Here is a 14,067-nt window from a genome sequence, read left to right as displayed (position 1 = left end):
GTGTCTGACCTATTCTACCGGGCGCATCAGCATGCGGTGTCCAGCCATCGAGCCGGTCAGGCCTCGGGCGCGACGGGGGCGGTCGTATTGCCCTCGCGGAACACGCATGTGAACCGCAGCGACGCGGCATCCCGACCCTCGAGCATCGCCGCGACGGCATCGCCGGCCGCCCGGCCCTTCTCGGTCGAGGGCTGGATCAGCGTCGTCAACGCGTAGGGGGCGAGGCCGTCGACGACGACGCCGTCGAAACCCGTGACGCTCACGTCGCCGGGCACCCGGAGCCCGGCCTCTTCGACGGCCCGGATCACGCCGGCAGCGAGGAGGTCGCTCTGGGCGATGACCGCGGTCGGATACGGGCGTGTGGCGAAGATCGCCCGCCCCGCCGCGAATCCCTCGTCGATCGAGCTCGCCGCCGCGGCGTAGGCGGGGGCCTCGGGGTAGATGTCGCGGGCTCCCGACAGTCGATCGCGGGTGACGTCGACGCTGATGCCCGCCTCCTCTGCCGGCCCCATCCATCGTCCGGGGCGTTCGAGGCCGCTCGGGAGGGTCACGATCGCCACGCGACGGTGCCCGAGAGAGGCGAGGTGGCTGGCCGCCTGCCGCTGGGCCTCGCGGTTGTCGAGACGGATCTGGGGCACGCCCTCGCCCGCGTCGCCCTCGATCACCACCACGGGGATGTTGCGTGCGCGCATCACGTCGAGCGACTCGCGCATCATCGTGCTGCATCCGATGAGGACGGCGGCATCGATCGGCACTGTCATGAGCGTCGGCTGCGCGTCGGCGAGATCGGGATCCTTCGAGTTGTCGCGCAGGAGCAGCACCCCGGCGCCCAACTCCGCGACGCCCTCGGTGAGCCCGTCCATGACCTGCGTCGTCACCGGATCCAGGAATGCCGAGCTGAGCGGGGAGTCGAAGACCACTCCCACGATGCCCGACCGGCCGCGGCGCAGAGACGCCGCCCGGGGGTCGGGGCCCGTGTAGCCGAGGTCTGCGGCGGCGGCGAGCACGCGCTGGCGGGTGGCGTCGGACACCGGCGTCCGCCCGCTGAAGACCACCGACGCCGTCGATGGTGAGACGCCCGCGGTACGGGCGACGTCGGCGATGGTGGCTCGGCGCGCGCGCATCCCCCGATCGTACCCGCGCGCGTGACAGTCATCGAATCGATTCGGTACGCTCCTCGAATGGACACCAACCTCTCGCGATCGCAGATCGTGCGCTGGCGCACGGCGATCTTCGCGATCTTCCTCGCGAGCGGACTCAGCATCGCGACCTGGGCATCCCGCGTCCCCGCGATCAAGCAGTCTCTCGGCGTCGACAACATCCAGATCGGTCTGCTGCTGCTGGGAATGGGCGTCGCCTCGATCCTCGGCCTCTCCGTCGCGCCCGTCGTGCTGGCGCGTCTGGGCGCGAGGAGGGGGATGCTGGGAGGACTGCTGCTCGTCGCGGTCGGCGTCACGGTGATCGGCGTCGGCACCGACCTCGTGCACTCCTATCCCGTCGTGCTCCTCGGGCTCGCCCTGTTCGGTTTCGGCAACGGATCGGTCGACGTCATGATGAACGTCGAGGGCGCGGCCATCGAGAAGCAGACCGGAAGAACGATCCTCCCCCTCTTCCACGCGTTCTTCAGTTTCGGCACCGTGATCGGTGCGGGGCTCGGCGTCGCCGCCGTGGCGATGGATCTCGCGGTCGTCGTCCACGCGAGCATCATCGCCGTTCTCATCGTCGTGATCGCCGTCCTGAGCGTCGCGAACGTGCCGGCGCGCGAGATCGCCGGTGACGAGCAGGCGGCGAGCGCTCCGCGGGGCTGGCGCGAGCGCCTCCACACCGCGATGTCGGCGTGGCGCGAGCCGCGCACCTACGCGCTGGGCGTGGTCATGCTCGGCATGGCCTTCGCCGAGGGCGGTGCGAACGACTGGCTGCCCCTCGCCCTCGTCGACGGGCACGACGCCGACCAGGCGCTCGGCGCCGCCGGCCTCGCCGTCTTCTCGATCGCGATGACCGTGTTCCGCGTGTTCGGCGGACCGCTCGTCGATCGATTCGGTCGGGTGACGGTGCTGCGCGTCCTCGCTCTCACCGCTGCCGCCGGCCTGCTGCTGTTCATCCTCGCGCCCACTCTGCCGCTCGTCTTCGTCGGTGCGGCGCTGTGGGGCGCGGGCGCCTCACTCGGCTTCCCGCTCGGAATGTCGGCCGCCGCCGACGACCCCGCCCACGCCGCCGCACGTGTGAGCGCGGCTGCGACCATCGGCTACGTCGCGTTCCTCTGCGGTCCGCCGATCCTCGGCTTCATCAGCGAGCACATCGGCCTGCTCGAGACGCTCTTCATCGTCGTCGGGCTGATCGTGGCATCCGGGCTCTTCTCGAGCGCCGCACGCCCGCTCGTCCCGGCAGCTCGCGAGCCCGTCGACAGCTGACCGCCCGCTCATCCGTCGCCGCGGGCGATCGCGACGGCGTGCGAGCGGCTGCGTGCCCCGAGCTTCGACAGAACGCTCGACACGTGGCTCTTCACGGTCGGCACGGTGATCGCCATGCGCTCCGCGATCTGGGCGTTCGAGAACCCGTCGCGCATCGCGTCGAGCACCTCCGCCTCGCGCGCGGTGAGCCCCCGCACGGGAGGTGCCGGGGCCGATTCGCCCGAGCCGCGGCCGATCAGCCCGAGGGCACGTCGCGTCACGCGGGGGTCGAGAACGCCTTCGCCTCGCGCGACGCGGCCCACCGCGTCGACGAGCGTGGCCGCATCGGCCGTCTTCAGCAGGAAACCGACCGCTCCCGCCTCGAGGGCGCCGGCGACCAGCTCGTCCTCGTCGAAGCTCGTGAGCACGAGCACATCGCTCGAGCCGTCCGCGACGATGCGGGCGGTCGCCAAGACGCCGTCGGTACGCGGCATCCTCAGATCCATCAGCACGACGTCGGGTCGGAGGGCGGCGGCGTTTCTCACCGCCACCTCGCCGTCGGCGGCCTCGCCCACCACCTCGAACCCGTTCGACTCGAGGATGATTCGAAGCCCCTCGCGGATGGCGCCGTGATCGTCGGCGAGCAGCACCGTGGCGCGCCGTTCGCGGTCGCCCCTCACACCGCTGCCGTCTTCGGCAGCCGCGCTCGCACCGTCCATCCCTCACCGTCCTCCCCCGCCGTCAGATCGCCGCCGAGAGCACGCGCCCTCTCACGGATGAGCTCGATACCCCATCCGCTCCCCTCGAGACCCGGGTGCCCGAGGGTGGCGCCGCCGTGCGAGTCGACGCGGACCTTCACCTCGCTGTCGTCCTCGGTGAGATGCACGTCGACGACGGCCCCGGCGGCGTGGCGGAGGCAGTTCGCCAGCGCTTCCTGCACGATCCTCGCGGTGGCCTGGTCGACGGGGCCGGGGAGAGGCCCCCGGATGTCGTCGTGCACGGTGACGCGAAGCCCCGATGATCGGGCGGCCTCGACGAGACCCGTCAGGTCGTCGCGCCGACGGGGCGCGGCGATATCGGTTCCCGGCGCGCGCAGCACGGAGATCATGGTGCGCAGCGCCTCGTGCGCGTCGAGTCCCGAATCGCGCACCGCCCGGAGAGCCGCGCGATCGCGCACGGGATCGGCGGGCGAGGCCAACGACGCCTCGGCCCGGATCGCCATGGCCGAGACGTGGCCGGCTACCAGGTCGTGCAGTTCGCGGGCCATCGCCTCGCGTTCGCTCTGCACCGCGGCCTGGCGCGCCCCCGCCGCAAGGGCCTCGGCATCCTCGGCGCGCTGTCGGTGCAGCGCGACGAGCTCGCGCGACTGCGCAACAGCGGTGCCGTACCAGTAGGTGGTGCCGAGAAGGGCCCCCATCTGCAGGGCCATGACGGCGGCGATGCGCACCTCGCCCGTCGCGGCCAGTGCCGCGACCGCGACGACCACGACCGAGAGGGCCACCGCGACGAGAATCATGCGGCGTCGGCGAGCGGATGCGTCCCGGGTCGTCGCGTACAGGGTGTCGAGAACGACGAGGAGCGGTACGAGCCCGCCCACCGTGAGCAGATCGACGAACAGGATCGCCGTCGCCGCCAGAAGTGCGGCCAGGGGGAACCGATCGCGCACGAGGACGACGACGCACGCGGGGAGCGCTGTCGCCAGCGTCCACCAGGGGGAGACGGGGACGGCGAGGAGCGAGAAGAACTCCCACAGCCCCGCGAGCTGGAGCAGCGCCGCAGCCCCGGCGACCAGGGCGTAGATCGCCGCGTCGACCGGTCGGCGGTGGTTCGTGGTCCACCGCAGCGCTCGACGGTGGACGCCAACGATTCCGGACGTCATCGCTTCATGCAATCACAGCGCCCCCTCGGGCGCCTCGTTCGAAAGTCGGAGTCGCCAAGGAGATCGTCTCCGCCTTCCGCCCGATGCCGGGGGAACGGGCGGGATCGATGCTGGCGGGATGGACATCCTTCCCGGCGTGCCGCTGCCGATCGCGCTCGCGCTGCTCGCCCTCCTCGACGGCTTGAGCATCGGCACGCTCCTCATCCCCCTTTTCTTCCTCCTGGTGCCGGGGCGGGTGCGCGGCGGGAGGATGCTGCTGTACCTCGGCACCATCGCGGTCTTCTACCTGATCGTCGGCGTGCTCTTCCTGACGGGTCTCGTCAACGTCGTGGACGCCGCGGGCGAGGTCCTCTCCTCCACCCCGGGGCGTGTGACGCGGCTCGTGGTCGGCGGAGCCCTCCTCGTCACGGCGATCGCCATGCCCACCGGCTCACGGGTGGAGCGCACGGTCGCCGCCGCCCCCGGGGGCGCGGGCGACGAGGGCGGCGGGGAGGAGGAGGCGCCCGGCAGGCTCGCCCGCTGGCGCGAGCGCCTGCTCTCCGAGAACGCACCGCGGACGGCCATCATGGGGGTGGCCGTCGCCGCGGGTGTGGTCGAGGTGGCCACGATGGTCCCGTACATCGTCGGGATGACGATGCTGGCGGAGGCGGCCCTGCCCTTCCCTGCGCAGGTCGGCGCTCTCGCGGGCTACTGCGCGGTGATGATCGCCCCGGCGCTCGTCCTGCTGCTCCTCCGGGTCGTCGCGGCGCGGATCGTGGACGCCCCGCTGCGCAGACTCGCCGCCTGGCTGCAGCGCACGGCGGCGGAGAACACCGCGTGGATCCTGGGGATCGTCGGCTTCCTCGTGCTCCGGGCGGCCGCCACCGAGCTCGGGCTCTTCGACGCGCTGTCGTCGCTCGCGGGCTGATCCCGGCATCCGGGCTCTCGTGAGCCCCCTCCCTCTCCCGATCACAAAATGTGGCGCATTCCGGCGAACGACCCCATCGATTCGTAGGGGCATTCGCCGGAAGGTGTGGCGAACACCCACCGCCTCGCCCGCCCGGCCGCATCGCACGGGCGGGCTAGGCTCGTCGGGTGCGTCTCGTCATCGCCCGCTGCTCGGTCGACTACTCCGGCCGCCTCAACGCGCATCTCCCCCTCGCCACCCGTCTGCTCGTCCACAAGGGCGACGGGAGCCTTCTGGTGCACTCCGACGGCGGCTCGTACAAGCCGCTGAACTGGATGAGTCCGCCGTGCACGCTCACGCTGGAAGTGCCGGATGCTGAGGCCGCCGAGGACGGCGTCGTGCAGCAGTGGCGGGTGACGCACGCGAAGTCGGGCGACGCGCTGGTCGTGCGCATCCACGAGGTGCTCCACGACTCGAACCACGAGCTCGGCATCGATCCGGGCCTCATCAAGGACGGCGTCGAGGCCGATCTGCAGCGCCTGCTCTCGGAGCAGGTCTCGATCATGGGCGAGGGCCTGACCCTGGTGCGCCGCGAGTACCCCACGGCGATCGGGCCCGTCGACCTGCTCCTGCGCGACGCGGCCGGAGGCACCATCGCGGTCGAGGTCAAGCGACGCGGCGACATCGACGGGGTCGAGCAGCTCACGCGCTACCTCGAGCTCCTCGGACGCGACCCCGGACTCGCTCCGGTGACCGGCGTCTTCGCCGCCCAGGAGATCAAGCCTCAGGCCCGCGTGCTCGCCGCCGACCGCGGCATCCGCTGCGTCACCCTCGACTACGACGAGATGAAGGGCATCGACTCCGGAGCCCCCCGCCTCTTCTGACCTCCCGCGGCCGGTAGCGTGGGAGTCATGCCCGAACGCTCCCCCTTCTCGTGCATCCTCTGGGATGTCGACGGCACCATCGTGGATGCGTCCGAGGGCATCCTCCGACGGCTGACCGCCACCCTGACCCACTTCGACCGGCGTCCGCCCACCCGCGACGAGCTGTCGCACTGGATCGGCCCGCCCATGTTCGAGTCGTTCCAGGTGAACGTCGGCATGACGCCCGAGCAGTCCACCGAGGCCGTGACCTACTACCGCTCGCTCAACAAGGCCGAGGGCTACACCTCCAGCGCGACGCTCTTCGCGGGTGTCGGCGAGCTCATCCACGACATCGCCGCGGCGGGCATTCCCCAGGCCACGGCGAGCTCCAAGCCCGAAGTCCAGGTGACGGCTCATGGAGCACTTCGAGCTCTCGCCCGCGTTCACCGCGATGGTGGGAGCGAGCCTCGACGAGCGCACGCTGAGCGCGAAATCCGACATCGTCGCCGAGGCGCTGCGTCGCCTCGAGGTCGCCGGTGTCGACACCGATCGCCCCGTGCTCATCGGCGACCGGCACCACGACGTCGAGGGCGGTCTCGAGAACGGGGTGCCCGTGATCTTCGTGCGCTGGGGATTCAGCTGGCCGCACGAGTCGGAGGGCGCGCAGGCGGCCGTCGAGACGATCGACGAGCTGCGCGCCCTGCTGCTCGTCCCGAACGGCGAGCGCTGATCCGACGACTCAGCGCTGGCGCGCCCGCGAGCGCTTCCGCGCCGGCGGAACGGTCGGCGCGGCAACCGCCTCGCCGACCCGTCCGGTGATCTCGCCGATGCCCTCCACGACCATCCGCACCTCGTCGCCGGTGCGCAGGGGTGGCGGCGTCACCTCCTGGTTGCGTCCCCAGAGCTCGCCGAGGCAACCGCCGTTGCCGACCGTGCCCGACCCGAGAACGTCACCGGGCACGACACGGGAGTTGCGCGAGGCGTAGGAGACGAACTCGGGGAAGGTCCACCCGGCGTTCGAGACGAGGTCTTCTCCGATGAGCGAGCCGTTGACGTAGACCTCGGCACGCACGGCGAGGAAGCCGTCGGCGTCGACGTAGCCCGCGAGCTCGTCCGCCGTGACGATCCACGGGCCGAGGGTCGTGCCGAAGTCCTTCCCCTTGCACGGACCCAGCCGCACCTTCATCTCGCGGGCCTGCAGGTCGCGCGCCGACCAGTCGTTCATGATCGTGTACCCGAAGATATGACGGGATGCGGCGTCCACTGCCAGATTCGCGCCGTCGGAGGAGTCTGCGGCGCCCACCACCACCGCGACCTCCAGCTCGAAGTCGAGCCGTTCCGTCACCGGCGGCGACACGTCGTCTGCGGGGCCGAGGATCGTGTGGGGGTTCGTGAAGTAGAAGGTCGGCGCCTCGTACCACTCGTCGGCGACGTCGCTCTTGCCCTCCACCCCCGCGCTCACGCCCTCGACGTGCTCCTCGAACGCGACGAAATCGCGCACGGATGCCGGTGCGAGGGGCGCGCGCAGGCGCACATCTCGCAGGGGTGTGCCGGCAGCATCCGCCACCGCCTCGAAGAGTTCGCCGGTCGCGGCGAGGCCTCGGGCGAGCACGTCGGCCACGGTCAGCGCGTCAGGGAAGTCCACGACGCGATCGCCGATGACGAAGCCCTCACCGTCGGCGCCGGCGTGGGTCCAGCGGGCGATCCTCATACCCGCACACCGCTCGCGAGGAGCGCCTGCGCATTGCCGCCGAGCACGCGCTCGGCGATGTCGTCTGACAGCGCAGCAGAACGGACGAACCCGACAGGATCATCGAGCCCCATGTCGAACGGGAAGTCGCTGCCGAGAACGACCTGCGACGCACCGGCCGTCTCGATGAGATGGCGCAGCGCCACCGGGTCGTGCACGACCGTGTCGAACCAGAGCTTCTTCAGATAGCTCGACGGCTCGTTCGCACAGCGTCGCGCATCGGGACGCACCCGCCAGGCGTGATCGCTGCGCCCCATCGCCGTGGGCAGGTAGCCGCCCCCGTGCGCGGCCACGAGTCGCAGCCCGGGGTGGCGGTCGAGCACGCCCGCGAAGATCAGGTGGGACAGCGCGACGGCGTTCTCGGTCGGCTGGCCGACCGTGTTGGCGAGGTAGAAGCGGTCGAGCCGCTCGTCGAGCGAGCAGCCGAACGGATGCAGGAAGACGACGCAGCCGAGCTCTGCCGCGCGCGCCCAGAAGGGTTCGAGCCGCTCGTCCGAGAGTTCGACGTCGCCGGCGAACGACGAGATCTCCACCCCCGCGAGGCCCCGGCCGAGCACCGCGTCGTCGAGGTACTCCACGATCCGTGACGGATGCTGCAGCGGGATGAGGCCGAGTCCGACGAGCCGATCCGGCGCTTGCGCGACGTGCTCGGCGATCAGGCGGTTCGCCTCCATCGCCGCCCAGACGGCCAGCCCCTCGGGCGCCCACGGGTAGAAGTGGTTCGGCGAGGCGCTCACCCATTGCACGTCGACACCCTGGGCGTCCATGGCCGCCAGGCGCAGCGCGACGTCGGTGAGCTTCGGGATGCGCGCGCCGACCATCGGCCCTGACACGGCCTGGCTCTCCGCGCCGTTGCGCCGGAGATCGAGGGCCGCCGCCTCCGCGACGAGCTCGGGGGCGCGGCGCTCCACCTCGGCATGCAGGCCCGGCATCAGCAGGTGCGCGTGCACGTCGGTGATCGGGACGCTCATGCGGGTTGCGCCATCTTCTGTGCGATACCGAAGATGAGTCCGCCGGCGTCCGCGTCGCGGTCGCCGTCGATCTGCCACTGGGCGAGTTGCCGGGATGCGTCGACCACCGCCGTCGCCCGCGGGAGACGACGGTCGTGGAACTCTTCCCACAGGCCCTCGTCGACCGTGTCGCGCGCGGTGAGCAGCTCGGTCAGCACGAACGCATCCTCCAGACCCTGGGCCGCGCCCTGCGCGATCGTCGGGGGGCAGCTGTGCGCGGCGTCGCCGATGATGACGACGCGACCGCGGTTCCAGCGCCCCGGCACGATGTGGGAGGTGAACCAGGTGTAGTTCGCGGGAGCACCCGCCTCGAGGTCGGCGCGGATCGCGTTCCACGGTCCGTCGTAGGCGCGCGACTCCTCGAGCATGATCCGGGTCGCCTCCTCCGGCTCGACGCCGGCGCGGTCCTGGGCCTTCTCGACGAGGAAGGCGTACATCGAGTCCTCCCCGGTGGGCGTGTACCCCGCGATGTAGACGGGACCGCCGTAGTACAGCTCGCTCTTCTCCACCTCCGCGGGCCGCGAGACGAACGTGCGCCAGATGCCCATGCCGTTCTTCACCGGCTTGGTGTCGATGCCGATGAGTTCGCGCACGGTCGAGTTCAGCCCGTCCGCACCGATCAGCAGGTCGTACGAGCCGACCGAGGCACCGTCGATGAAGACCTCCACGGCGCCCGCGCTCTGCTCGACCGCCGTCACGTGGGCGCCGAAGTGCGTGCGCACGCCCGCCTTCTCGGCGTGGGCGAAGAGGATCCGCGCCAGGTCGGCCCGCGGCATCCCCATCGCGGCGGGATAGCCCGGCCCGCCCGTCTTGACGTCGGGGAGCGCGGCGACGATCGGTGCACCCGGGCCGGGGGCTCGGAGGTTGAGTCCATCGAACGCGTACCCGGCCGCGCGGATGTCGTCCCACGCTCCGAGCGCATCGAACACCCGCAGGGCGTTGCCCTGCAACGAGATGCCCGAGCCGCCGATCCCGAGCTCGGGCTTCGCCTCGAAGAGATCGACCTCGACCCCCGCCTTGGCGAGTTGGATGCCGGCGGCGAGGCCGGCGACGCCGGATCCGGCGATCGCCACCTTCTTCACTGCGGTCATTTCAGAACCTCTCTGTCCTGTCTCGGTGCGCTGTTGCGTGTCATGTCGTGCGTCGTTCAGAAGATCGCGACGGGATTGATCGGCGACCCGACCGCCCCCGTGATCGGCAGCGGCGGCGCCGACAGCAGCACGTCCCAGCGCCCTCGCGCGGCGCACGCCTCCGCCAGCTCGTCGAAGTCCCACATCTCACCGATCGTGAGCCCCATGTTCGGGATCGCGATCTGATGCAGCGGCTGGAACGCGGGCACGTCGAACTCGTTCGGACGCACCTCGAAGCCCCAGGTGTCGGTCGCGACGGCCGCGATCTCGGATCGGTGCAGCCACCCCGCCGCCGTGATCGAGATGCCCGCGGCATTCCCGCCCGCGTAGTCGTTCCACCCCTCACGGCGAGCGCGGGTGAGCCTGCCGGTGCGCACGAGCAGGATGTCGCCGCGCCCGACGTGACTCGACGCCCCCTGCGCGGCGATGCACGCGTCGAGGTCGGCGGCGGTGATGCCGTAGCCGTCGGGGAGCTCGCCGGTGTCGGGGCTGAGGTGACGGGCGACGTCGAGGAGCACACCGCGCGAGACGATGACGGATGCTGCGTGCTCGACGCCGGTGACGAGGTCGCCGTCACTGGTGACCACGTCGCCGGCTCGCCGCCCGTTCCACGCCATGCCGTGATCGAAGATGTGGCCGAGGCCGTCCCACTGGGTCGAGCACTGGAGCGGCATCGTGATGTAGTCGTCGGCCCCTCCGATGCCGTGGGGGAAGGGCTGGTTGCCCCGTTCGGCGTCGGTGCCGGTGTCGGTCATGGTGTGCACCGGGTTGATCCGACGACGCCACCCCTTCTGCGGGCCGTCGGTGTCGAACGACTGCGCGAGAGAGATGACGCGCCCCTCCGAGACGAGGCCTGCGGCCTCGACGCGCTTGGCGTCGTCGATGAAGTTGAGGGTGCCGAGGGCATCGTCTTCGCCCCAGCGGCCCCAGTTGCGATAGGCCTCCGCCCGCGCCGCGATCTCGGCTTCCGGGTTCCGGCGGTCCAGGCCTGCGGGGTCTTCGGTCAGCGAGCTCATGCCGACTCCTCCCCGACGCAGCGCACGGTCTGCGTGCCGAGGCCCTCGATGGTTCCGGTCATGACATCGCCGTCGCGCAGGAAGCGCTTCCAGTGCTGTCCGTTCCCTGCGGGGCTGCCGGTGAGGAGGAGGTCGCCGGGCAGGAGCGGCAGGGTCTGCGAGGCGGTGGAGACGAGCGCCGCGACGTCGAAGAGCAGCTCGGCGGTCGACGCGTCCTGCATCACCTCGCCGTTGAGCTCGAGCCTCACCGACAGGTCGGACGGGTCGACGAACGTCGCGGGAACGAGGAAGGGACCTGTCGGAAGGAACCCGGGGGCGTTCTTCGATCGGAACCAGTCGGCACCGATGTCGCCCACATCGGGCGGGAAGACGAGGTCGCGCGTCGTGACGTCGTTCGTGATGGTGTACCCGGCGACGTGCGCGAGGGCATCGTTCTTGTCGATGCGGAACGCCTCGCGCCCGATCACGACGGCGAGCTCGAGCTCCCAGTCGTGCACCTCGCTGTACGAGGGGAGCGACAGGGCGACGTCGTCGCCCACCACGCACTGCGCGAGCCCGAGGAAGATGAACGGACGACCGCTTGCAGCGCGGGCGTCCATGATCTTCTCCGCGCGGGCGCGGATCTCGTCGGGGGTGCCGTCGGGGTCGCCCTTGGTGAGACCTCCCATGATGAGCTGCACGACGTGGGTGCGGTAGTTGGCCCCGGCCTGGAGCACCTGGCGCGGCTCGACGGGCGCGACCAGGGTCGCGTCGTCCAGCGACGACCAGGGGCCCTCGGCCTCGACGAGACCGGCGAGGCGGTCCCAGTCGGGCGCGGCGAGGAAGGCGTTGAGGTCGGCGGCGCCGAGATCGACCGCCTCGAGCGGACGTATCCGCTCGCCGGCGACGAGTCCCAGAACGACGTCGTCGCCCTGCCGGTAGCGGGCGAGGGCGAAGGGAGCGGTGGTGCGGGCGTTCGTCATGAGTCCTCCTCGAGTCCTGACGGTGGTGTCCCGGGGCGGCGGGCTCGCCGCCCCGGGAAGTGTCGTGGCTCAGCCGTGCTGCGTGTAGGGGTTGAGCAGCGCATCCTTGATCTCGTCGGGCACGCCCTCCTCGGTCGCGCTGGGCCCGTCGGCCGCGGGGAACGACTCCGTCATCGACATCGGCATCGCACCGTTGCGGTAGAGGTTGCTCGACCCCAACGACGGCTTCCACGTCTGCGGCTCCCAGTCGGGGACGTAGTTGCGGTAGCCGCCGGTGTTGAGTTCGATGCGCATGCTCGAGGGCTCGCGGTAGTAGAGGAAGCTCTGCTCGCCGATGCCGTGGATCGACGGGCCGTACTCCATGCCCGTGCCGCGCTCCATGAGCACGTCGGCGGCGATGAGCAGCTCCTCACGGGTATCGACCCAGAAGGCGTAGTGGTTCACGCGACCCGCGCGGCTCGAGCCGTCGAGCACGACGCCGAGGTCGTGCGACTTCTCGTTCGTCGTGAGAACCGAGAAGACCGAGATCGGTGCCTCGTCGAGCTCGGTGCGGGCCATGATGCGGAAGCCGAGCACGTCGCGGTACCACCGGGCGAACCCGTCGACGTCGCTCGCGGCGACCGTCACGTGGTCGAGCTGGCGGGGAGCACCGGCGACGTGGCTCCGCTTCTCGGGACGATCGGGGTAGATCGAGGCGACCGCGGGTTCGGCGCGGTGGCGGGTGACATCCCAGTGCAGGGTCATGTCGTGCCCGTACGGACCGACGAAACGATAGGCGCGACCGATCTTGTGCGCATCGATCCATTCCCCCGTCACCCCGGCGGCCTCGATCTGCTGCACCGCCCGGTCGAGCGCCTCGGCGCTGGAGGTGCGCCACGCCATGGTCGCGAGCGAGGCTTCGTCGCCCGGGAGCACCACGAGCGAGTAGGAGTAGTAGTCGCCCCAGCAGCGCAGGTAGACGGCACCGTCGACGCGGTCCACCTCGGTGAGACCGACCTGCGTCGTGTAGAACTCCACCGACGCCTCGACGTCGGGGGAGGTGATGGCGACATACGACAGGTGGGAGAGCAGCTTGATCATCTTCGACCTTTCAGGAACACCGGCCCGTCGGCGGGCCTGACTCCAGCATCGGCGGGCGTCGCCCATCGGGGAATCCCGGGTTCCCTATGCGCCGCATCCGTCTGACTTATAGTCGTCTCGTCCACGCCGTCGTCGACGAACTCGCTGAAGAGGACCCCATGCCTGCGGAACCGCCGCTCTCCCGGCTCGATCTGAATCTGCTCATCGCGCTCGACGCACTGCTGGCCGAACGCAGCGTCACGAGAGCCGCACAGCGGCTTCGGCTGAGCCAGCCCGCCCTGTCGGCGTCGCTCGCCCGGTTGCGCACGCACTTCGGCGACCCGATCCTCGCGCGCCGCGGCAACGAGTACGACCTCACCCCGCTCGCCGTCCGCCTCTCCGAGCAGACGTCCACCGCTCTGGAGATGGCGCGCCGCATCTTCGACAGCCAGACCGAGTGGGATCCCCAGACCTCGACGAGGGAATTCTCGGTCTACGGCTCCGACTACGGCTTCGCGACGATCGGCCGGGCCGTCTCCCGCCTCGCGAGCGAGCGGGCCCCGTCGGTGAAGTTCCGGTTCCTCCTCCACTCCCCGCAGATCATCGAGTCGGCCGACGAGAGACTGCGCTCGACCGACGCGCTGCTCATCCCCCACGGCTTCGTCTCCGACCTGCCCCACATGACCCTGGCCAAGGATCACTGGGTCGTCATCGCCGCCACCTCCAACGACGCCATCGGCGGCGAGCTCACGATGGACGACATCGTCCATTCGCCGTGGGTGTTCACCTACCAGTCGCGCACCGCCTTCACCTCGGCGAGCCGGCAGCTGCAGGAGCTGGGGGTCGATCCGCACGTCGAGGCGGTCGTCGAGAGCTTCCTCTCGCTCGGCCCGTTCGTCGCCGGAACCCGCCGTCTCGCCATGGTGCAGGCCGGTCTCAGCGACCTCGTCGTCGGGATGGGCGGCGTGCGCGTGCTCGAGCCCCCGTTCGAGGCGACCCCTCTGACGAACGCCCTGTGGTGGCACCCCGTGCACACGCACGATCCCGAGCACGTCTGGATGCGCGAGCTGTTCGCCGAAGCCGCCGCGTCCTGAGGACACGGCGGCTCCGAGGCGTCCGTGC

The 14,067-nt window shown here is 70.8% G+C and carries 13 protein-coding genes and 1 pseudogene; 5 read left to right on the top strand and 9 right to left on the bottom strand.

All coding sequences use genetic code 11. From position 1 onward, the window contains the following. Positions 1-56 precede the first annotated feature (56 nt). Complete coding sequence (locus DEU34_RS13515) at positions 57-1,124, bottom strand: LacI family DNA-binding transcriptional regulator (RefSeq protein WP_121151092.1); 1,068 nt, start codon at positions 1,122-1,124, stop codon at positions 57-59. 57 nt (positions 1,125-1,181) lie between these two features. Between DEU34_RS13515 and DEU34_RS13510 the strand changes: the two genes are divergently transcribed. Then, positions 1,182-2,411: an MFS transporter gene (locus DEU34_RS13510; RefSeq protein WP_121151089.1), complete on the top strand. Its 1,230-nt coding sequence runs from the start codon at positions 1,182-1,184 to the stop codon at positions 2,409-2,411. A gap of 8 nt (positions 2,412-2,419) precedes the next feature. Here the strand turns inward: DEU34_RS13510 and DEU34_RS13505 are convergent, their stop codons facing one another. Beyond that, entirely contained in the window at positions 2,420-3,109 is a 690-nt protein-coding gene (locus tag DEU34_RS13505; protein ID WP_121151087.1) for a response regulator transcription factor, read from the bottom strand. Then, positions 3,067-4,269: a sensor histidine kinase gene (locus DEU34_RS13500; RefSeq protein ID WP_121151085.1), complete on the bottom strand. Its 1,203-nt coding sequence runs from the start codon at positions 4,267-4,269 to the stop codon at positions 3,067-3,069. The genes DEU34_RS13505 and DEU34_RS13500 overlap by 43 nt, the downstream gene beginning before the upstream one ends. Positions 4,270-4,387: 118 nt before the next feature. Here DEU34_RS13500 and DEU34_RS13495 point away from each other — a divergent pair, with 118 nt between their 5' ends. The 3 genes and pseudogenes from DEU34_RS13495 (at position 4,388) to DEU34_RS13485 (ending at position 6,748) form a co-directional block, all read left to right on the top strand. Then, positions 4,388-5,176, top strand: a complete 789-nt coding sequence (locus DEU34_RS13495) for a GAP family protein (protein WP_121151083.1) — start codon at positions 4,388-4,390, stop codon at positions 5,174-5,176. A 167-nt stretch (positions 5,177-5,343) separates the two neighbouring features. Next, complete coding sequence (gene nucS / locus DEU34_RS13490; RefSeq protein ID WP_121151081.1) at positions 5,344-6,039, top strand: endonuclease NucS; 696 nt, start codon at positions 5,344-5,346, stop codon at positions 6,037-6,039. A 27-nt stretch (positions 6,040-6,066) separates the two neighbouring features. Next, positions 6,067-6,748: pseudogene (locus DEU34_RS13485) on the top strand (HAD hydrolase-like protein). 9 nt (positions 6,749-6,757) lie between these two features. Here DEU34_RS13485 and DEU34_RS13480 read toward each other — a convergent pair. The 6 genes from DEU34_RS13480 to DEU34_RS13455 form a co-directional block, all read right to left on the bottom strand. Further along, positions 6,758-7,729: a fumarylacetoacetate hydrolase family protein gene (locus DEU34_RS13480; RefSeq protein ID WP_121151079.1), complete on the bottom strand. Its 972-nt coding sequence runs from the start codon at positions 7,727-7,729 to the stop codon at positions 6,758-6,760. Then, positions 7,726-8,739, bottom strand: a complete 1,014-nt coding sequence (locus DEU34_RS13475; protein WP_121151077.1) for an amidohydrolase family protein — start codon at positions 8,737-8,739, stop codon at positions 7,726-7,728. Before DEU34_RS13475 ends, DEU34_RS13480 begins: the two co-directional genes overlap by 4 nt. Continuing rightward, positions 8,736-9,869 carry an FAD-dependent monooxygenase gene (locus DEU34_RS13470; protein ID WP_121151075.1) on the bottom strand — a complete coding sequence of 378 codons (1,134 nt, stop codon included), beginning with the start codon at positions 9,867-9,869 and terminating at the stop codon, positions 8,736-8,738. The genes DEU34_RS13475 and DEU34_RS13470 overlap by 4 nt, the downstream gene beginning before the upstream one ends. Positions 9,870-9,925: 56 nt before the next feature. Beyond that, positions 9,926-10,924 (bottom strand): cyclase family protein, encoded by a 999-nt coding sequence (locus tag DEU34_RS13465; RefSeq protein ID WP_121151073.1) that lies wholly within the window; start codon positions 10,922-10,924, stop codon positions 9,926-9,928. Next, positions 10,921-11,886, bottom strand: a complete 966-nt coding sequence (locus DEU34_RS13460; RefSeq protein ID WP_121151072.1) for a fumarylacetoacetate hydrolase family protein — start codon at positions 11,884-11,886, stop codon at positions 10,921-10,923. Before DEU34_RS13460 ends, DEU34_RS13465 begins: the two co-directional genes overlap by 4 nt. Positions 11,887-11,955: 69 nt before the next feature. Further along, positions 11,956-12,966 (bottom strand): VOC family protein, encoded by a 1,011-nt coding sequence (locus tag DEU34_RS13455; RefSeq protein ID WP_121151070.1) that lies wholly within the window; start codon positions 12,964-12,966, stop codon positions 11,956-11,958. A gap of 158 nt (positions 12,967-13,124) precedes the next feature. Here DEU34_RS13455 and DEU34_RS13450 point away from each other — a divergent pair, with 158 nt between their 5' ends. After that, positions 13,125-14,039 (top strand): LysR family transcriptional regulator, encoded by a 915-nt coding sequence (locus tag DEU34_RS13450; protein WP_121151068.1) that lies wholly within the window; start codon positions 13,125-13,127, stop codon positions 14,037-14,039. Positions 14,040-14,067: the final 28 nt, after the last annotated feature.

The sequence above is a fragment of the Microbacterium sp. AG1240 genome, from assembly GCF_003635115.1.
Taxonomy (GTDB): Bacteria; Actinomycetota; Actinomycetes; order Actinomycetales; family Microbacteriaceae; genus Microbacterium.
Note: the sequence above shows the minus strand (reverse complement) of the source record. Positions and strands in the feature narration are given on the sequence as shown.